This is a genomic window from Corynebacterium ammoniagenes DSM 20306, from assembly GCF_001941425.1.
Classification (GTDB): Bacteria; Actinomycetota; Actinomycetes; order Mycobacteriales; family Mycobacteriaceae; genus Corynebacterium; species Corynebacterium ammoniagenes.
Map to the genome: position 1 here is coordinate 266,200 of NZ_CP009244.1, position 20,254 is coordinate 286,453.

Consider the following 20,254-nt stretch of genomic DNA (forward strand, 5'->3'; position numbering starts at 1 on the left):
GGTAGTCGGAATTAGCACCGCAACGTTATATTGCAACCCTCGCGCCGGGGCAGAAGAGGACACAAGATAGAAAAATCCTAAAAATTAGGACTGCTTCTTCTGCTCTCCCGCACCACGGTTGCCGTCTGCGCCGCGATTATCGTGTCCACGGGAACGGTTGCGGTTTCTTCCACCGCGCCCCCCGCGACGCCGCCGACGATTATTGTTTTTCGAGCCACCGCCTTGGTGATTACGGCCTTGACCAGAATCCTGACCGGAATTCGAACCAGACTGCGATTGCGGTGACTTCTCCTGCGCATCGTGTGACTGCGGACGCTGCTTATTGTCGCTGTGGGAGTGCTGCTGATTTCCGCCACCTTGGCCTTGGTTCTGTCCCTGGCTCTGGTTTTGGGCATTGGAATGTGCAGGGTTGGAAGAACCACTGCGACGGCGACGACGCCTGCGGTTATTGGATTTACCGCTGGAAGAATTAGCCGAGGAAGCACCACCTGCGCTCGAGCCGCGTCGGGCCGGGGCGCTGGAATGCGGGTTGCGCTTTTGCGGGCGCGGGGCAGTGGTAGGTCTTTCTTCCACCTCCGGCTTAGGTCCTGGTTCTGCAATGCGCTCCAAAGCGGCCAGGAAAGCCTCATCGCCCATGAGCGGGATGTCCTTGCGATCTGCATGCATGGCTTTGCCGACTAGGTCGGTGGTGACATTGCAGACGACCACGGAAGTCTCGCGAGAGAGCTTTTCCACATAGTTCATTTCTTGGCGCACTGCGGCCTCAATGATGATGTCCGGGTCGATGGCGATCTCGGGTGCGACCACAAATTCCATACCGCGTACGAGCTCACGACCCGGGACATAAGGACCAGGGTTGTGGTGCATGCGTGGAGCCTCCATGGCATCAACGCGAATGTGTGAGCGTTGCAGCCCGAATTTATCGGCGCGCAGTTCCGCCGGATCCAAGCACACCACCTCACCGCGTTGGGCTTGCAGCTTGTGCAGCTGCCACAACAAAGCGGTGTTCTCCCGTGCGGTTTCTTCCGCGGGTGTCTGGGCACGGTCTACCGTCGCCGTCGGCGGGGTAGCCGCAATGCCGGAGGCAATAGCTACCGCAGCCAAGCGCAGATCCGTAATTGGAAGTTCCTGGCGGCGCGCGGTGGCCAAAGTATCAATAATGCCCGTGGGGCGCGGGATATGCCCGACCTTGATCCGACGCGAGCGATTACGGCTATTGCGGTTGCGCGAGCGATTTTGACGCGCTGCCGCAGTCATTGCACGACGTGCTTCCGATACCAAAAATCCCCAGGTGACGGTGGCATCGTGAACAATGAGCGTGCGGTCATCAAGAATGCGATCGACACGCTTTAATGCCTTGCTAAATGGAATACCCGCGGCTACTTCTTCTTGGCTAAGACCGTGCTGGTGCTTTGGGCCTGGATCCGAATCCGGGCTAAAGACCATAAAGGTGGCCTCACCGATTTCGCCGGCCGCATTGTAAGTGACGGCATCGAAAGAAATCAGACGCGAGGTTGCCGGGTGAATACCGGATGAGCCCAAAGACACCGCGACGAAAGGAAACTTGGCGACGGCTTCACGACGCGCTAGTTCAGCTTCGCTGGGTTGGCGTTCCCGGCGGTGGTTGGGCCGTGGGCTTGGCTGTGTGCCATCGGTGGCAGCGCTGGCATCGGCAGTACTGTTTGCCTGTGCTGACGATGCACCTACCGAGGTAGCTGTGGGCTTCGGAGAAGTCTGCGCGGGTTTGGCAGCAGGCCAGGAACCTGGGATTGGCCGCGGTGATTCAGTGGAATCCGCAGCGTGGTTCGCGGCGGCAGCACGGCGTGACCTAGTAACCGCGGGGCGGCTAGGGCGCTTGTCATCATTCGTGCTAGTCATCGCAATTAGTGTAGTTCACCCCTAGAACATCATGGAGTTCGGCCACCCCATGACGGCCGAAAATTTCATGTTCTAGGGGTGCGGGCAGCGCCGCATCTGATGCGCTGCTGCCGTAGGCGGATAGTGCTATGAGCGATTGCTCGTGAGCTTTTAGCTCAGCGCGCGGTTGACCGCAGAAGTCATAGCGCTCAGGGATGCACGCGTGGTGGAACCGGCGATACCCACGCCCCACATCTTCATGCCGTTGACATCAGCGCCGATGTAGCAGGCAGCCTCAGCGTCATCACCAGCGGTACGCGCGTGCTGGCTGTACTCCAGAACCTCGAAGTCAATCTCCAGCTTTTCCAGAGCATTGGCATACGCCGCGATCGGGCCGTTGCCTTGTCCAAAGATCTGGGTTTCCTTGCCGTTGTAGATCACTGTGGCGTCAACCGTGGCATCTTCCTCGTCGCTGTCAGCGTTATCGATTTCGAAGGCCGTTACTTCCAGTGGGGTAGTGCGCTCCAGGTACTCCTGGTTGAAGATATCCCACATGTGCTTGGAGTTGACCTCGCCGCCTTCGGCATCGGTGATCTCTTGCACTACGTTGGAAAATTCTGGCTGCATGGCGCGTGGCATCTTGATGCCGTGGTCGGTCTTCATGATGTAGGCAACGCCACCCTTGCCGGACTGGGAGTTCACGCGAATGACTGCCTCGTAGTCCCGGCCAATATCCTTCGGGTCAATGGGCAGGTAAGGAACTTCCCAGGTGGTATCGCGCAGCTCTTCGTAGGTGACATCGGTATTGGTGGAACCAGGACGTACCGAATCTGCCAGTGCATCCATGCCCTTATTGATGGCATCTTGGTGCGAGCCGGAGAACGCGGTAAAGACCAAGTCACCGCCGTAGGGGTGGCGCTCAGGAACGCGCAGCTGGTTGCAGTATTCCACGGTGGAACGGATGGTGGAGATATCCGTGAAGTCAATTTGTGGATCCACGCCCTGGGTCAGCATATTCAGACCCAAGGTCACCAGGTCTACGTTGCCGGTGCGCTCACCGTTGCCGAACAGGCAGCCTTCGATGCGGTCCGCACCGGCCAGGTAGCCCAGCTCCGCTGCGGCAATGCCCTCGCCGCGGTCATTGTGTGGGTGCAGGGACAAGATGATGGAGTCACGCTTGGTGAAGTTGCGGTGCATCCACTCAATGGAATCCGCGTAGACATTCGGGGTAATCATCTCCACCGTGGACGGCAGGTTGATGATCATCGGAGCTTCTGGCGTAGCTTCCATGATGTCGACGACGGAGTTGCAGACATCGACGGCGAAATCCAGCTCGGTGCCGGTGAAAGATTCTGGGGAGTACTGCCAGCGCCAGTTGGTGTTGGGGTAGTCCTTGGACACCGTCTTAATCAGTTCCGCAGCATCCGTGGCCAGCTTCTTAATAGCAGCCTGGTCCTTGCGGAAGACGACGCGGCGCTGCAACTTCGACGTGGAGTTATAAAAGTGCACGATGACGTTCTTGGCGCCTTCGCACGCTTCGAAGGTTCGGCGAATCAGATGCTCACGTGCTTGTACCAGAACCTGGATGGTGACATCGTCTGGGATCAGATCCTGTTCGATGATCTCACGTACGAAATTGAAATCTGTCTGGGATGCAGACGGGAAGCCCACCTCAATTTCCTTGTATCCCATTTTCACCAGCAGCTCGAACATGCGGTGTTTGCGGGCAGGGGACATTGGGTCAATCAGGGCTTGGTTGCCATCGCGCAGGTCCACCGCGCACCACTGTGGTGCAACTTCAATCTTTTTATCCGGCCAGGTGCGATCCGGCAGGGTGATGTCTTCGACTTCCTCAGCGAACGTCAGGTAGCGATCCACGGGCATGGCAGAGCCGCGCTGTTTATTCCACGCGGGTTGGCCTTCACGACGAGGTCCGGAGGGAGTAGTGATTTCGCGAGGAGCGGAGATGAAAGAGTCTTTAGGAGACATGGGAGAGAAATTCCTTCTTTGTTATGCCAGATAGCAACGCCCGAAATGAGTACAAAGCTCAAAAATTAAGGGGGCTAAGTCTGTAAATTCCGTGTCGTACGACCGGCAGAACAAACTCCGCGACGGGGCGCCGGTCGTACTTGAAACGACTACTGGAACCCGCCGCGGCTAAGAAGGAGTTGCCGTGCACGGTAAGTCATGGCTGCAATGCTAGCGCATAATTCTGGCTTCGGCACGAGGAAAATAATGATTTACCCCCTCGGGCTATGCATTGGGTTCTCATGTTATGAGAAATGTGTTTCGTGTACTGGTTAAATCCCAAGACTTCGTCCCGGGCGGTGTGGGCGTGGATCTTGAGCAATGGGGGCACGCTACGATCACAGATTATGAGTCACAGGCCGAACTCCGCAGAGAATGCACGCGCAGATACTCCGACCGCGTCATCGAAACGCACGGTAGCGCAGACTCTCGGGCTGGAGAAATGGCCTGGCGCTGATTTGCCTGGCGCCGATAGGCGTGGCGAGGATGAAGGCAAGGGGGCATCGACAAGCACTGCGAATCCTGCTGTGGGGGCGTGGGTGCTTGCGCTGATCGTCGTCAGTGTGGGAACCATCCTGCGCTTGGGCATGCTCGCGCTATTAGCCGTGGTCAATGACGATAACGTGTGGGGGTTGTTAAATAAATGGGATGCGGCGCATTACGTCGGCATCGCTGCGGAAGGCTATTTTGCCGGCACCATTGGTGATGCCCCGGCCGAAGAAATCCGCTTGGCATTTTTCCCAGCCTTTCCCATGATCATGCGCGTGATTCACAACCTGACCGCGTTGGACTTTGCGCTAGCTGGCATCATCTTCAATTTCTTGGCCACAGTCTGCTTGGCGCGCGGGATTATGGCTTTGAGTGCGCGCTGGGGCTATGGCCTGAAGGGTCAATGTGCGGCGGCGATCGTGGTGACCACCGCGCCGATGGCGATTGTTTTTAATATGCCGTACACCGAGGCACTTTTTGGTGCCTTGGCGATTTGGGCGCTGGTGGCTTTAGTGGATAAACGCTGGTGGCTAGCGGGAGTTTTTATTTTTGCGCTGTCGTTTGTGCGCATTACTGCCATTGCTCTGGTCGCGGTGTTTGCCATTGCGGTCTTGCTACATGCATGGCGCTCATGGAAAGCCTGGGTGGCGCTGGTGATATCCCCTCTGCCACTGGTCGGCTATATCTGGTGGGCATCCGCGCAATTAGACGGCGTGGGTGGCTATTTCGGAACACAGGACAAGCACTGGAATTCCGGCTTTGATGCCGGGGTGGCCACGTTAAAGTGGGTTTTTCAAACCTTAACCTCCACCGAAAATGCCGGCTATTTGCTGACCACCCTGGTCATTATCGGCGTTCCCTTCGCGCTGGTTGTAGCCTGGCGCCGGGTGGATGTGGGCACCTGGCTATTTAGCCTGGCCTTGTCAGCCAATGTCATCTTGTCCGATGGGGTGATGCATTCGCGCCCACGGTTATTGCTGCCGGCGGCTGTCTTATTTATCCCCTGGGCACATGCTGCCCTGCGGCATCTTCCACGGTGGGTGGCCTGGACGTGCATTGGCTGCTGGGCACTTTTTGGCACCTGGTTTTCCGCCTATATGCTGGCGGTCTTTCCCTGGGCTATCTAGCCACGGGATTTCTGCCCGCGGGAATCGCGCGGGGCAGTGGTCTGCGTAATCCGCGGCAGGGTGCTCATGGGCTTTTGCGATAACACGATGGTGGCAATAACCATGCAGGCGACGGCGAGGATCATAACCGTCCAGCCGAGGATGCTGTCGACCATAAATTGTTCTTTGAGCACGGCGTAGCCCAGGGTAAAAGCGATGAGGGGTTCGATGATTTTCATCGCGGGCAGTGAGTGTTTCAGCGGTCCGGCGTGGAAAGAATATTGCTGCAAGACAGTCCCGGCACCGGCAGCGAGGATCAGGACATATAGCGGCCAAGAGACAAGCAGTTCGCTGATGCCGGATTCTTTGAAGATATCCACCACTGCTTTGGATAATACCGCGACAAACCCGTATAAAATCCCGCAGACTACGCCCAATAACAATGCGCGCTGGGAGCGAATGCGCCGGGCGATAAAGCTCAAGAGCCCCATGGCAGCAAGGCCGAGGGCAAAAGCCGGTAGCCAACGCTCCAACGGCGGGGAGGTAATACCACCGGTCGGGCGGCCAAAGACCAAAATCACGCCCACAGATACCGTGAGCAGGCCGCACCACAACAGCTCTTCGGAGGACATGCGCCGGCCTTGGTACCAGGTGGCCAAGGGCAAGGTCAGCATCAAAGACAGCACCAAGATGGGCTGGACAATTAATAAGGTGCCAAAACCCAGCGCAATAAGTTGCAGGCCATAGGCCACCACGGCGCTGGCGGTGCCAATCCACCACAAGGGGCTGCGCATGGCGGTGCGCATGACAGAGCGCTGCGCGTTTTCGGCAATTCTTTGCCGCACGACGGTGCCCCACGCAATCACGAGTGCAGATGCCAGGGCAAATGCGATTGCTACGAGGTTAGAAAGCACGGTACATACCGTAGTGAAAAACCCGCCGAGGTGGAAATGGGAGATCGCGTTGGCACAGCAGGACGTTTGAGCAGTGCTTGTCGATGCCCCGACCCTGTTTCAATCACTGGAACTTCTGTCTCAAAATAGTGGGTCTGGGCTATGGCAAAAGGGGTCGAACCTGTACCATAGGGATTTGACTACTCAGTGATAGAAATTAAGTAGTTCTTCGATGTCAGTGCGTAAATTTCAGTCCCGGCCGGAAATTTTTGCGGTTGTGGAATGAAAACAAATCCGTGGTGGGCAGAAGAACTAACGTAAAATTTCCACTGTCAAACTTTTTAAGGACTAGGCGAAAGGCGGCTATACGACGTGGCCCTCATCGTTCAAAAGTACGGAGGCTCCTCTTTGGAGACCGCCGAACGTATTCGCGCAGTGGCGGAGCGAATTGTGGCAACGAAAAAAGCGGGCAACGACGTGGTTGTTGTGTGCTCCGCGATGGGCGATACAACAGATGAGTTGCTGGACCTAGCAGCACAGGTTAACCCGGTTCCCCCACAGCGTGAGATGGATATGCTGCTGACCGCTGGCGAGCGCATTTCTAATGCACTCGTGGCCATGGCGGTGGAGTCTTTGGGTGCAACCGCGCAGTCTTTTACCGGTTCTCAGGCTGGTGTTTTGACCACGGAGCGCCACGGTAATGCTCGTATTGTTGATGTCACCCCAGGTCGTTTGCAAGAGGCTCTAGATAAGGGCCGCATTTGTATCGTCGCCGGTTTCCAAGGTGTCAACAAAGACACCCGCGATGTCACCACCTTGGGCCGCGGTGGCTCGGATACCACCGCCGTTGCGCTTGCCGCCGCGCTCAATGCTGATGTGTGTGAGATTTATTCGGACGTGGACGGGGTTTACACCGCCGATCCGCGCATCGTTCCGAATGCACGCAAGCTTGACAAGCTGTCTTTTGAAGAGATGCTGGAGCTAGCCGCCGTTGGTTCCAAAATTTTGGTTCTGCGCAGCGTGGAGTACGCGCGTGCGTTTAATGTCCCACTTCGAGTTCGTTCATCGTATAGCAGCGATACCGGCACGTTGATTGCCGGTTCAATGGAGGAAATTCCCATGGAAGAAGCAGTACTAACTGGTGTAGCAACCGATAAGACGGAAGCAAAGGTCACCGTCTTGGGCATTCCTGATAAGCCCGGTGAGGCCGCAAAGGTCTTTCGCGCCGTCGCGGATGCTGAGATCAACATCGATATGGTCTTGCAAAACGTCTCTTCTTTGGAAGACGGCAAGACTGATATCACCTTTACGTGCCCACGCACCGATGGTCCGCGTGCGATGGAGATCTTGTCCAAGATGAAAGAAGAATTCTCCTGGGGCAATGTGCTCTACGATGACCAGGTAGGCAAGGTCTCTCTCGTCGGTGCTGGCATGAAGTCGCACCCCGGCGTGACCGCTGATTTCACCGAGGCACTGCGCGATGTCAACGTCAACATTGAGCTGATTTCCACCTCCGAAATCCGTATTTCCGTTCTCGTGCGTGAAGCTGACTTGGACCGTTCCGCGCGTGCACTGCATGAGACCTTCCAGCTCGGCGGCGACGAAGAAGCTACCGTCTACGCCGGCACCGGCCGCTAGAACGCGCAGCTACACTGCAGACTTAGTAGCCGCTAGAAAAATTTAGAATCTTAAATAAGACAGGGTTGATTAATCATGACCACTTTGGCAGTCGTTGGTGCTACCGGACAGGTTGGCCAAGTAATGCGCGATCTCTTAGAAGAGCGCAATTTCCCAGCTGACAAGGTACGCTTTTTCGCCTCCCCACGCTCCGCAGGCACGGAACTAGAATTCCGCGGGGACAAGATTGTTGTTGAAGACCTCTCTCAGATTACGGAAGAGTCCGTCGCCGACGTTGATATTGCATTGTTCTCCGCAGGTGGTTCTACCTCCAAGCAGTGGGCGCCAGTCTTTGCTGCAGCGGGTGCAACCGTGGTGGATAACTCTTCTGCCTACCGCAAGGACGCCGAGGTCCCACTGGTAGTGGCTGAAGTGAACCCACACGCGGCGAAGAACCCTACCAAGGGCATTATTGCCAATCCGAACTGCACCACCATGGCTGCGATGCCAGTGCTTAAGGTGCTGTCCAGCCTCGCTGGTCTCAACCGCTTGCACGTATCTTCCTACCAGGCAGTATCCGGCTCCGGTTTGGCTGGTGTGGAGGCGTTGACCAAGCAGGTTGCGCAGATCGGTGAGCACAACATTGATTTGGTCCGCTCCGGTGCTGCATTAGAGGTCGAGGATACCGAGCCTTATGTCGCTCCTATTGCCTATAACGCGCTGCCATTAGCTGGCAACCTGGTCGATGACGGCTCGGGTGAGACCGATGAAGAGCAAAAGCTGCGCAATGAGTCCCGCAAGATTCTGGAACTTCCAGAGCTGCGCGTTGCTGGTACCTGCGTGCGCGTGCCGGTATTTTCCGGTCACACCATGACCATCCACGCGGAATTTGATTCGGCTATTACCCCTGAGCAAGCTAGCGAAGCCCTCAGCAACGCTGCTGGCGTCAAGGTTGTTGACGTGCCGACTCCATTGGATGCCACCGGCATTGATGAAGTTCTCGTCGGTCGCATCCGCCAGGACCAGTCTGCTGATGACAACAAGGGTCTTGTTCTTGTTGTTGCCGGCGATAACCTGCGCAAGGGTGCAGCGCTGAACACCGTGCAGATTGCTGAGCTGCTGGTCTAAAACACCGCTACATAAGAAATCCACCTCCCTGCGCCCGGTCGGGCTAAGCAGGGAGGTGGATTTTCTTCTCAGCGACAGCTGCTCTCTGGTCTATTTGACCGTCAGATTATCCGTGCCATCGAAGTCGAGATCAGGATCGGTGGACGACGCAGGAGACGCATTGGATACACCGCCTGATTCTTCAGCCGGCTTATCTGCGGCCGCGATATCGCTTGCGTTGGCATCGCCCGCGATTGCATCGCCAGCATGCGCATCGTTAGCCGCAGCAGCGCCAGCTTCAGCTACGTCGTCATCTGCTTCTGGTACTTGCGGTTTTGTGTGCTGGACGTAGGTGACCGACGGAGCGGGGTCTTCGCGGTCGAAGTCATCCAGCTCTGCGTCTGCTTCGAGTTCATCTAAGACTTCATCGGAGACAACTTCCACGAATTCCGGGGTGTCCATATTGGATGCATCGGCTAGCGCCGCGAGCTCGCGCTCATTTTTCTTGGTAAAGCGCTTGCGCGGATCCAATCGACGAGAAATCAGTTTGCGAGCGCGCAGGCGGCGGTCTGTTTCGGTCTTGACCTGTCCGCGGTTTTTAATCCACGCGAACGACATCACGAAGATCATCAAGATGCCGATGTAGCCCAAGATGGGATAGACATTGGACACCAGTGCCTGGAATCCAACGAAGGACAAGACAAAGCCGATGCCACAGGCAATGACATATACGGTGTAAAACAGCTGTGGCTTATCGCGGGTAAGGCGCTTGGCCATCGCGTAGAACATGCCCACCGCAGTATTGAAGATCATGCCGTAGATGGCAAAGGTCATCACGTAGCCCAACGCAGGGTTAATTCCGTTGATTAGAGCCAGGACGGGAAGGTCGGTGCCGTTAACTTCAGGTGCGACGAAGAATAGGGAAGTAACCAACAGCGCCAAAAGCAGCAGCGTGGTCAGTCCGCCCAGCACACCGCCGAGGCCGACGGCGCGGTTATCTAAGATATTGCCGCCGATGACAATGGCCATCGAGACCGCACACATGATGTTCAAACCGGTGTAGTTCATCGCGGACAGCCACCAGTTGGGCAGTGGACCGTCAACATTGTTGACGGCGTAGTCATGCGCGGCGGACATATCTAAGTCAGTGGTCAACAGCGTGTAGCCGGTAACACCGACGATCAAAACAATGATGAACGGCGTGATGGTGCCAATGACCGTCGTGACTTTATCCACGTCCAAAAGACCGGTGGCAAGCACGAGCACTAACATGAGCAAGGCGCCGACCCACAGTGGCAGGCCGTCGAATTGCTGCGCCAAGTTGGAACCTGCGCCCGCGAACATGACGAAACCAATGCTAAACAGCGTAACGAGGGTGCCGATATCCAAAATCTTGGAGGTAATTGGACCAGAAACCCGGTCATAGACCGCGGTGTGTTCATTGGCTTGGAAATAAGAACCAAGCTGCAATACGGCGATACCGGTGATGGTGGTCAGCGCGGCAGCGACTAAAACGCCCCACAGACCCATCTCACCGAAAGAAACAAAATACTGCATTGCTTCCTGACCGGAAGCAAAACCGGCGCCCACGAGGACACCAACAAACGCCATGGAAATACCCAATGCGCGTTTAATCATAGGAAGACAACTCCAAATCGATTAATTTATCTCACGCCAAACGCCAAAAACGCGCAGCACACAGGGCTGCTTTTGACGTTTCGCGGTCGGCTTGTAGCCGGCAATTGTGCAATGCGAAAAATAACGCGCTTCCGGGTAAGAAGCGGTACAAGAGTCTCAATTTACAAGGCTTGGGTGATGTGTGTCATTAAAGAAACTAATGAAAAACACAGATTCGGCGAGGAGCTTTGAAGAAACAGCCAGCTAGATATGAAGAAACGGCGAAGTGTCAATGTTTCGTAACGATTGACGTTTCAGCTCAATCAGGCACCCTCAATGAGGTCTTTGCGCGCGCGGGAGACGCGGGAGCGAATGGTGCCGACACGAACGCCGGAGATTTTTGCGGCTTCTTCATAGGTGTATCCCAGCACCTGAGTGAGGATGAGTGCTTCACGGCGGTCTTCGGGTAAGGCATCAATCAAGGCGCGGGCATCAATCCATTCGGCCCAGGCGGTGGAGTTTTCCGGAGAGGCAGAATCTGCTGTTGCCTCTTCATATTCGGTAGCGGACTTGCGTGGCCGGGCCATGTCATGCCGGATGTTATCTACCCACACGCGCCGGGCTAAAGATAGCAGCCAGGTACGTGCAGAAGAGCGTGCCGCGAAGCGCGGGAGTGCGCTGATCACCCGCAAATAGGTTTCTTGGGTCAGATCGTCGGCGATTTCAGGGCCACCGAGGTGGACTAAAAGCCTCCAGACATCGTCTTGGGTGGCGCGGATGAATTCCGTGAGCGCTTTGCGATCACCGCGGCCGGCTTGGAGAGCCAGCTCGGTAACTCGCGCATCATCGCGCCCATGTTTGGAATTCACCCATCTCAATCTACCAGCCGTATTGGGGGTCATTCTTATGGTGGTATTTCCGTTAAAAGTCGCCGAGATGATGCAGATCATCCATGCTTATCTGGGGTGATATGGAGAACTTCTCAATCGACTGCGCCAATATTGGGTAAAACGTATAAATCTCTAATTATTGTTTGCCGAAGTTTATAAACGTGCGTAGAATCGTAGTCACCCATTGACAACCAATCTGACTGCATAGGAGCATCTATGTCTGCTGCTGATGAAGTACTGAAAAAGGGCGAGCGCGTCGCTGGACAGGGCAATTCCACCCGTCCATCCGGCCAGCCTGTCCCTTCTGAAAACACCTCGATCACTGCTGGTCCACAGGGACCAACCGTCCTCGACGATATCCACCTGATCGAAAAGCTGGCCCACTTCAACCGTGAGCGTGTGCCAGAGCGCACCCCTCACGCAAAGGGACACGGTGCATTCGGTGAACTGCACATTACGGAAGACGTTTCCGAGTTCACCAAGGCAAAGCTGTTCCAGAAGGACACCGTCACCCCAATGATGGTTCGTTTCTCCACGGTTGCTGGTGAGCAGGGCTCCCCAGATACCTGGCGTGACGTTCACGGTTTCGCACTGCGCTTCTACACCGAAGATGGCAACTACGACATCGTGGGTAACAACACCCCAACCTTCTTCCTGCGTGATGGCATTAAGTTCCCAGACTTCATCCACTCCCAGAAGCGTCTTGGCCGCAACGGCCTGCGTAACTCCGATATGCAGTGGGATTTCTGGACTCGTTCCCCAGAGTCCGCACACCAGGTGACCTACCTGATGGGCGACCGCGGTACCCCTAAGACCTCCCGTCACCAGGACGGCTTCGGCTCCCACACCTTCCAGTGGGTCAACGAAGAGGGCAAGCCAGTCTGGATCAAGTACCACTTCAAGACCCGTCAGGGCTGGGAGACCTTCACCGATGCTGAGGCAGCGGAGATGGCTGGTAAGAATGCGGACTACCACCGCGAAGATCTGTACAACGCGATTGAGCAGGGCGACTACCCAATCTGGGACGTTAAGGTCCAGATCATGCCTTTCGAGGATGCAGAAAACTACCGCTGGAACCCATTCGATCTGACCAAGACCTGGTCCCAGAAGGATTACCCACTGCACGACGTGGGCTACTTCGTTCTGAACCGCAACCCACGCAACTTCTTTGCACAGATTGAGCAGGTTGCACTGGATCCATCCAACTTGGTTCCAGGCGTTGGCCTGTCCCCAGACCGTATGCTGCAGGCACGTGCTTTCGCATACGCTGACCAGCAGCGCTACCGCATCGGTGCGAACTACAAGCAGCTGCCAGTGAACCAGCCGCTGAACGCAGACAAGGTCAACACCTATGAGCACGAGGGTTCCATGTCCTTCCTGTTCAACAACGAGGATGACCCTGTTTACTCCCCGAACCGTTACTCCAAGGGCGCTGGCTTCTTGGATGATGGCGAGACCTCTGCGCAGCCTAATGGCCAGGCAGCGGATCTTTACGTCAACCCAGATCCACACGGCACTGACTTGGTTCGTGCACCTTACGTCAAGCACCAGGATGATGATGACTTCATCCAGCCTGGCATCTTGTACCGCGAGGTCATGAATGATGACGAGAAGGAGCGTTTGGCTGACAACATCACCAACGCAATGGCTGGCATCTCCGAGCAGGTTGAGGAACAGGTCTACGAGTACTGGACCAACGTTGATGAAAACCTCGGCGCTCGCGTTCGTGAGCTGTTTGCTTCCAAGAAGTAGCAGCACCCTCGGTGCGCCTTGACCACTAAGGCGCTGGTGGTCGATAAGTTTTCGATATGACTTCTCGTACCATCCGCGCTTTATGGTCTTTGCTTTTGACCGTGCCCATTATTGTGGGCGCGGTCTTCGCGTTTTCCTCGTCTTGGGAACCATCCCAGGCGTGGTCGAGCGGCGATGACACCACCGGCGCGCCTGCCGATCAAGTATCAGCGGAAGATATCGTCAACGCCCGCCGGGCTGCGGGCGAGGCACAATCCCAAGCCGGCTTTTTAGTCTCTGGCGCCGAGCAGCTTGCCGATGGCACCACCGAGCTTCGTGAAGGCGCCGATGAATTAGGCCCTGGTGTTGATCAATTAGTCGAAGGCGCGCAAGCGCTGACTAATGGCATGACCGAGCTGCAAGCAGGTACGGGTCAGCTTGGCGATGGCGCCACGGAGCTTGCCAACGCCGTCGATGCCGCAGTCGGCCAAGTCGTGGGCTTAGGGGCTATGCAAGGACAGCTGGTTAAAGCAGTCGAGTCCGCAGAAGACGACCTCAAGGGCGTTAAGGGCAAGGAAGCCAAAGAAATTCGCAGCGCCATTGCCGATATCAAAAGCCAGTTAGAAGGCTTCGACGTGGACGCCGAAGTCACCGACCCGCTTAATGAACTGCAGCAAGGCTCCCGCGAGCTGTCCAATCAATTGGATGTACCGGGCTACGCCTATCACGATGGCATCTACTCGGCGACCGAAGGCAGCAAGCAATTGCTCGCTGGCTTACAAGAATTGCAGTCCGGCACTGGTGCCCTGACTGGCGGGTCGCAAGAGCTTGCCGATGGTGCTGACCGCGTCAAGTCCATGGCCGATCTTAATAAGACAAAAGCCGATGCCGTTCAACGCGCCTTGCCAGCCGTGCAGGCTCCAGCTGCAGGATCGGGCACTGGAGAAGTTGACCCAGAGCTTGCAGCTGCCGAAGAAGACACCACCGGTGCATTAAGCCCCGTGGTGGCCATGTTGTTGGCAGCACTTGTCATGTTAGGCGGCGCGGCACTGGGCTGGCTGGGCATCAACCGTATTGGCCGGCCAGTTATTACCTTGGTAGTCGGCACACTTGGTCTGGTTGTTGCAGGCACGATGTTGCTGTGGATTCTGGCTAGCTCTATTACCCCGCTGGGCGTATTCATTGGCGCGGGTCTGATGGCCTTGGCTTCACTTGCGTCCACTGTGATCACCCGCGCGGTGTTGGGACGGATGAGCACGACACCGGGGATTATCACCACGGCTATCGCGGGCATCGTGCAACTTGGGATCGTCGGCTACGTATGGAAGACCGCAACCACCGGTGAAATCGGCACCGTGTGGCAAGTTCTGGCGAACTTGACGCCATTGAACTGGGCAACCACCGGGCTCATCTCCGCCGGCAATGACGGCAGCACCACCATGCTGTGGACCTCAGCAGTGGTACTCGCAGCCATCGTCATCCTCGGATTTATTGTCGTAGGGCTTAATCACCGGCCACAGCAACAATTTGCGGATTCGCTTGACGATGACGCCGCCGATGACTCCGATTACGAAGAATCAGCAGTCTCAACGGCTTAATTCGCTGACGAGTTAAGCCAGAAGTGTGCATTACGGAGCTTTAATGTGCTCTGGTTCTTCGTAGAACTCTTCCGGGATAGGCATCTGTTTAGGCTCTTGCGCGCGGAACTGCTTTAACACTGGGCGCCAGTTTTTAGGGTTGGTGTCATACTGTTCAATCTCGCCCGTTTCGCGGTTGACCAGTGTCGGGCCAATGGAATTATCCGGGCGGCTGGCGCTAAAGAGCCAATGCGTCTCCGTCTCTGCCGCGCCTGCCAGCGGTCCGCGGTGGTGAAAGACTTTTTCTACAGCTTCATCAAAGGTAATCATCGCCTTCCACCATAGTATGTGTGTGATGCGGCCTTGACTGGAACTGTGGATAAGCGTCGAAATGTTTGCAATTAAATAATAGGTTCCTGTGAACGGTGCTATAGGTTGGACTTGAGATTTTTTGAGGTGCTACTGTGGGCAGTGCTCACGTAGTCCGCTTAGGGGGCGGACTGACGGTTTCTCCAATCCGTTGTGAGTGATAGGGAATAGGGCGGCGCCGCAGCTGTAGGGATGCGGCGCCGTTTCCCTGTTTTATCCGTGAAGCACCTGGTGCAAAACGTGACGTGTAAGCAACATTACAGTCGGGGGAGATCGGGCTAGATAAAAATCTCGGGGGTCGTGCTGGCGCTTGTGCGTCTGGCGGAACGCCGCAAAGTCTTGCGCAGCATATTCGCAAAATATGTGAAGATCACTAGTTTGTTTCCTATTTGTCAAATATTGCCGGGATGTGATGTGGCAAGCCCGGTATTGTGACCTTATGCACCGCTTTTGCATTTCATTTCTGCGCACACAATGCGTAAGTTGACGCTGTGATAGTGCCAACAGTGTGAATGGAAATGTAGTATGCAAACTCCCTTGGGTCTGACCATCATGGGTCTGCTCATTATTGGCGTCACCGTCGGAATCTTGATCCGTGGTAAAACCAACCCGATTATCCCCATGACGCTTGTCCCTGCAGTCGGCGTCTTCCTATTGGGATATGGGTTTGAAGACCTCGCGGATTTCTATGAAAGCGGCCTTGGGTCCGTGATGAGCGTCGTGGTGATGTTCATCTTTGCGATTATCTTCTTCGGTATTTTGCAAGATATTGGGCTATTTACCCCGGTGATTAAAGCACTCATTGTCGCTACCCGCGGCAATGTCATGCTCGTAACGCTCGGTACCGCAGCCATCGGTATTGTCGCTCACTTGGATGGTTCGGGCTCGACGACCTTCTTGCTGACCATTCCCGCGCTCTTGCCGCTGTATAAGGCCATGAATATGTCGCGCTATGTGCTGCTGACAATCGTGGCTATGGCCGCCTCCGTCATGAACATGGTTCCGTGGGCAGGTCCTTTGGGCCGCGCCGGCACAGTCATTGCACAAGACCCTAATGATATTTGGAAGCACCTGATTCCCATTCAGGCGGTTGCAGCGGTTCTAGTCTTCAGTATTGCGTTGATTTTGGGCTGGTCGGAAAAGCGTCGCATCGCAAAGCTGCATGCAGCCGGTGAATTCCAGGGCAGCAGTGAAGTCGATGTGGCAGCCCTGGCTGCGGATTTCCAAAAGGCTCAAGAAAAAGAGCAAGAAGAAGGCGCCTACCACTTCCGCAAGGGCCGCGCGATTACCTTCGTCAACATCGTGCTGGCACTCGCCGTCCTAGTCAGCTTGCTGTCTGGCTTGTTGCCGCCGGCACCTGCCTTCCTGATCGCCACCACTATTGCGCTGGTGGTTAACTTCAAAACTGCGGGCGACCAGTCCGAGGCGCTCAAGCGCCACGCACCAAACGCGCTGTCTATGGCTGGTGTCATCTTGGCTGCCGCCATGTTCCTGGGCGTTCTTAATGAGTCAGGAATGCTGGAAGAAATCGCGCTCATGCTGGTCTCCGTTTTGCCAGCGGCCGTTGGTCCGTACCTGCACCTGATCGTCGGTCTGCTCGGTGTTCCACTCGACCTGCTGACATCTACGGATGCTTATTACTTCTCGGTCCTGCCGATTGTTCAAGAAACCGTGGTCTCCTACGACGTCACCGGCTTGGGCGCAGCCTCCGCGCTGATTATCGGCAACGTGATTGGTACCTTTGTCTCCCCATTCTCGCCAGCACTGTGGCTGGCGCTGGGACTTGCGGGCGCGCAGATGGGTAAGTACCTCAAGCTGGCGTTCCCCATCGCGTGGATTTTATCCATCGCGATGGTGCTCGTGGCATTCTTCACCGGAATGCTCGTCTAAAAGCCTCACACCTTGTGTGGTCCCACTTGGTGAGGTTGGAACTGGGAATTGTGAAAGACCAGCGGTATTTGTTCCGCGTGGCTGGTGGCATCGAGGACTTCCAAGACAGCGAGGGTGTGGTCGCCGGTGGTAATTTCCTCGACTAGGCGGGTGGTAAAGGTGGCGGTGGCGCCATCGAGAAGCACTGCGGTGTCATTACTTGACCACGACACCCCATCGAAGCGCTTGTCTGCTGGACCAGCGAGCTGGCGGATGATGCCCGCGTGTTCGGCGGCGAGTGCAGAAATCCCAATGGAACCCGCTTGGCGCAGGCGCGGCCACGTCGTCGAGGTGTCCTGGATGGAAACACCGACGAGCGGAGGATCCAGGCTCAGCCCGATGAAAGAGGCGACGATCATGGAGGTCGGTTTGCCATCGACAAGCCCTGCGACCGCCGTAATTGGGGTGGGAGCCTGCGCGTGAATTGGGCGAAGTGCAACAGGTGAAAAAGTAGTAGGCATGATCTTTCCTTCGTTTGAGGTGGGATTTTAATCTTCGAAGGGGACATCGACTTGGTCTGCGAAGTCGAAGCTTTCTGGTAGAACACCCGCGCGTTCAAAGGCGCCGATGAGGTCATTTTGGGAATCAATGACTGTTTGATCCAGCGCGATGGGAAGCCGCGTGCTGCGCGCATTAATCTCCGCGGCCGCTTTCTCAGTGCCGGTTTCTTCCGCGAAAATCTTCGCCCATTCCTCCGGATTATCCTTCGTCCACTGATACGCGCGGTCGATGCGCCCTAGGAGGTCATCGATAGCTTCGGCGCGAGGGTCATCGGCAAGCGCTTTATCGCTAGCGACACCAAAGCCATAGCCATTGGAGACTCCTTCGGCGGTAATCAACGGCACGGCCCCGCCGACCTCCGCGATGGCGGTATACGGATCCCACACCGCCCAGGCATCAACCTGGCCGGACTCGAAAGCACTCTTGGAATCTGAAGGCTGCAAGAAATTAATATCCAGATCCCCTGGATCTACCCCGGCCTTTTCTAACTGCAAGGTGAGGTGACCATGCGCGCTGGAACCGCGCGCCACCGCCACACTTTTTCCTTTCAGATCCGCAACGGATTTAATGTCTGAACCCTGCGGAATGAGGATGGCATCGCCTTTCGCCTCGTTGCTATACGCCGAGATGACCTTGGTATCTGTTAGCCCGCCAACAATCGGTGGCGTATTACCCGTAATGGCGAAATCAATTTGTCCCGCATTCAGCGCTTCAATCTGTGGCGGACCAGAAGTAAACGTGGACCACGTGATGTCATAGGGGAGATCATCCAGCTCACCTGCGGCGGTGAGAATTTTCTCCGTGCCGGCGATCTGGTCGCCGACTTGCAGCGTGATATCTTGTGCCCCGGCTGGAGAGCATGCCACCAATGATGTGGCCACAAGACTTGCGATAGCGGTGATAGATAGTGGTTTTAGAATCTTGTTCATGAGGTGACCTTCAAAAGACGGAGGAGTTGGGCGGTATAGCGGGCAAATTGTGGGTTGTTGCGCTCGCGCGGCTTGGGAAGTTCAATGGTGATTTCATGGGAGATATGTCCGTCTTCCAGCAAAATCACACGATCGGCCAACGCGACTGCTTCGGCAACATCGTGGGTGACGAGCAAAACCCCGAAGTTTCGTGAAGCGGCTGTGTCCAACAGCAGTTGCTGGGCCGTAATGCGGGTCAGTGCATCGAGGGCACCAAAGGGCTCATCTAGGAGCAGGAGTTCCGGGTTGCTAATCAGCGCCCGGGCCAAAGACACCCGCTGTGACTGGCCGCCACTGAGCGTTTCTGGCCAGGAGGATTCAAACTCTTCCAAGCCGACTTCCTTTAATAGTGCGGAAGCGTGCTCGCGGGCTTGCTGGCCGGAGATATCTGACCTGTTGAGCCCTGCCGCGACGTTGTCTATGACTGATAGCCATGGAAATAGCCGGGGTTCCTGGAAAGCTACAGCCGGATAGCCTGCGACCTTCACCGAGCCCGAATGATCCGGGATGAGCCCAGCTAGAACCTTCAATATCGTGGATTTTCCAGAACCCGAACGGCCAATCAGTGCCACGACTTCACCACGCTGGATAGACAGGTTGATGTTGGTGAGGACCTCGCGGTGGCCAAAGGATTTACCTAATCCCTGCACATGGGCAGCAGCGGTGGTAGAGGCGGATGTTGATTCGGGGGTGTCGATATGTTGCTGTAATTGAGTGGTCATGGTGAATTCCCTTTCTCAGTGGACGCGGTAGCGAAAGACATGCTGTTCCCACCGGCGAATCAGTGCGTCAGTGAGTAGACCGAGGGTGGCGTAGATGATGAGACCGAAGATGACGACGTCGGTGCGGTAGAAGTCGCGCGCGTTGTTGATCATGAACCCAAGGCCCTGACTAGCGTTGACTTGTTCGGCGACGATTAACGTCAACCAGGCAGAAGCAGATGCCTGGCGCAGACCGACGAATAGTGCCGGTGCAGCGCCGGGGACGATGACTTTGCGGACACGCTGGCTAAAGCTAAATCCCAATACCCGGGCGGTTTCAAGAAGCTTCGGGTCTGCCTGCCGAAACCCAGAGGCGGTGTTGAGATACAGCGGGAAGAGCACGCCCAGTGCAATGAGCAATACCTTGGGCAGCTCGCCGATGCCGAACCAGATGATAAACAGCGGGACAAGACCTAAGTGGGGAAGTGCACGAAGTGCTTGGAGAAGCGGGTCGAGCGCGGCGTCGAAAAGTGACGACATTCCGACGAGCAATCCCAGTCCGATGCCCGCGACCACGCCGATGAGGAAACCTGTAATCACGCGCTGGCCGGAGGTAGCAAGGGCGATGGCGAGCGTGCCGTCTGTTAAGACTTCCCAGCCAGCAGTGATAATCGCGGTAGGCGCGGGAAGGATCCTTTCCGGAAGCAATCCCACAACGCTTAGCAGTTGCCACAGCAACACCGCGATGATGGGAGAGATTATGCGTCCGGAGATTCTCGGAGCTTTGAAGGATTTGGAGTATTTCTGAACTGGGGGAACAGTGGGCGATTGGGGGAGAGTATTGGTTGTCAGTGTCATTGGAATTCCATTCGAA

16 protein-coding genes are annotated in these 20,254 nt (G+C 56.1%); 6 read left to right on the top strand and 10 right to left on the bottom strand.

The window, feature by feature from the left end:
* Positions 1–84 precede the first annotated feature (84 nt).
* Complete coding sequence (locus CAMM_RS01340) at positions 85–1,878, bottom strand: DNA polymerase III subunit epsilon (protein ID WP_040354746.1); 1,794 nt, start codon at positions 1,876–1,878, stop codon at positions 85–87.
* A gap of 150 nt (positions 1,879–2,028) precedes the next feature.
* Positions 2,029–3,846 carry a 2-isopropylmalate synthase gene (leuA, locus tag CAMM_RS01345; protein ID WP_040354747.1) on the bottom strand — a complete coding sequence of 606 codons (1,818 nt, stop codon included), beginning with the start codon at positions 3,844–3,846 and terminating at the stop codon, positions 2,029–2,031.
* Between the two features lie 386 nt (positions 3,847–4,232).
* Between leuA and CAMM_RS01350 the strand changes: the two genes are divergently transcribed.
* Entirely contained in the window at positions 4,233–5,501 is a 1,269-nt protein-coding gene (locus CAMM_RS01350; RefSeq protein WP_232051020.1) for a glycosyltransferase family 87 protein, read from the top strand.
* Here CAMM_RS01350 and CAMM_RS01355 read toward each other — a convergent pair.
* Entirely contained in the window at positions 5,498–6,394 is an 897-nt protein-coding gene (locus CAMM_RS01355) for a DMT family transporter (RefSeq protein ID WP_003846062.1), read from the bottom strand. The genes CAMM_RS01350 and CAMM_RS01355 overlap by 4 nt on opposite strands.
* 351 nt (positions 6,395–6,745) lie before the next feature.
* On the opposite strand from CAMM_RS01355, the gene CAMM_RS01360 reads away from it, so the two are divergent.
* Positions 6,746–8,011 carry an aspartate kinase gene (locus tag CAMM_RS01360; protein WP_003846064.1) on the top strand — a complete coding sequence of 422 codons (1,266 nt, stop codon included), beginning with the start codon at positions 6,746–6,748 and terminating at the stop codon, positions 8,009–8,011.
* Between the two features lie 75 nt (positions 8,012–8,086).
* On the top strand, positions 8,087–9,118 hold the full coding sequence (locus CAMM_RS01365; protein ID WP_003846065.1) for an aspartate-semialdehyde dehydrogenase: 1,032 nt from the start codon (positions 8,087–8,089) through the stop codon (positions 9,116–9,118).
* Between the two features lie 90 nt (positions 9,119–9,208).
* Here CAMM_RS01365 and CAMM_RS01370 read toward each other — a convergent pair whose 3' ends face one another.
* Positions 9,209–10,735, bottom strand: a complete 1,527-nt coding sequence (locus CAMM_RS01370; protein WP_003846066.1) for a YkvI family membrane protein — start codon at positions 10,733–10,735, stop codon at positions 9,209–9,211.
* Positions 10,736–11,037: 302 nt separating this feature from the next.
* The gene (locus tag CAMM_RS01375; protein WP_040354749.1) at positions 11,038–11,583 is read right to left on the bottom strand and encodes an RNA polymerase sigma factor; all 546 of its coding nucleotides are present in this window, start codon (positions 11,581–11,583) and stop codon (positions 11,038–11,040) included.
* 237 nt (positions 11,584–11,820) lie between these two features.
* On the opposite strand from CAMM_RS01375, the gene CAMM_RS01380 reads away from it, so the two are divergent.
* Positions 11,821–13,356, top strand: coding sequence for a catalase (locus tag CAMM_RS01380; RefSeq protein ID WP_003846068.1), 1,536 nt, complete (start codon positions 11,821–11,823; stop codon positions 13,354–13,356).
* Between the two features lie 56 nt (positions 13,357–13,412).
* Positions 13,413–14,933, top strand: a complete 1,521-nt coding sequence (locus tag CAMM_RS01385; protein ID WP_003846069.1) for an MFS transporter — start codon at positions 13,413–13,415, stop codon at positions 14,931–14,933.
* A 30-nt stretch (positions 14,934–14,963) separates the two neighbouring features.
* Here the strand turns inward: CAMM_RS01385 and CAMM_RS01390 are convergent, their stop codons facing one another.
* The gene (locus CAMM_RS01390; RefSeq protein WP_003846070.1) at positions 14,964–15,242 is read right to left on the bottom strand and encodes a hypothetical protein; all 279 of its coding nucleotides are present in this window, start codon (positions 15,240–15,242) and stop codon (positions 14,964–14,966) included.
* Positions 15,243–15,806: 564 nt separating this feature from the next.
* Here CAMM_RS01390 and CAMM_RS01395 point away from each other — a divergent pair.
* Complete coding sequence (locus CAMM_RS01395; RefSeq protein ID WP_003846071.1) at positions 15,807–17,171, top strand: CitMHS family transporter; 1,365 nt, start codon at positions 15,807–15,809, stop codon at positions 17,169–17,171.
* Positions 17,172–17,176: 5 nt separating this feature from the next.
* Here CAMM_RS01395 and CAMM_RS01400 read toward each other — a convergent pair whose 3' ends face one another.
* Genes CAMM_RS01400 through CAMM_RS01415 form a run of 4 tightly spaced genes read right to left on the bottom strand, consistent with a single transcriptional unit; the run spans position 17,177 to position 20,238 of the window.
* The gene (locus CAMM_RS01400) at positions 17,177–17,671 is read right to left on the bottom strand and encodes a flavin reductase family protein (RefSeq protein WP_040354752.1); all 495 of its coding nucleotides are present in this window, start codon (positions 17,669–17,671) and stop codon (positions 17,177–17,179) included.
* Positions 17,672–17,698: 27 nt separating this feature from the next.
* Complete coding sequence (locus CAMM_RS01405) at positions 17,699–18,640, bottom strand: ABC transporter substrate-binding protein (protein ID WP_003846073.1); 942 nt, start codon at positions 18,638–18,640, stop codon at positions 17,699–17,701.
* Positions 18,637–19,401 (bottom strand): ABC transporter ATP-binding protein, encoded by a 765-nt coding sequence (locus CAMM_RS01410; protein WP_003846074.1) that lies wholly within the window; start codon positions 19,399–19,401, stop codon positions 18,637–18,639. The genes CAMM_RS01405 and CAMM_RS01410 overlap by 4 nt, the downstream gene beginning before the upstream one ends.
* A gap of 15 nt (positions 19,402–19,416) precedes the next feature.
* Positions 19,417–20,238: an ABC transporter permease gene (locus CAMM_RS01415; RefSeq protein ID WP_003846075.1), complete on the bottom strand. Its 822-nt coding sequence runs from the start codon at positions 20,236–20,238 to the stop codon at positions 19,417–19,419.
* Positions 20,239–20,254 lie beyond the last annotated feature (16 nt).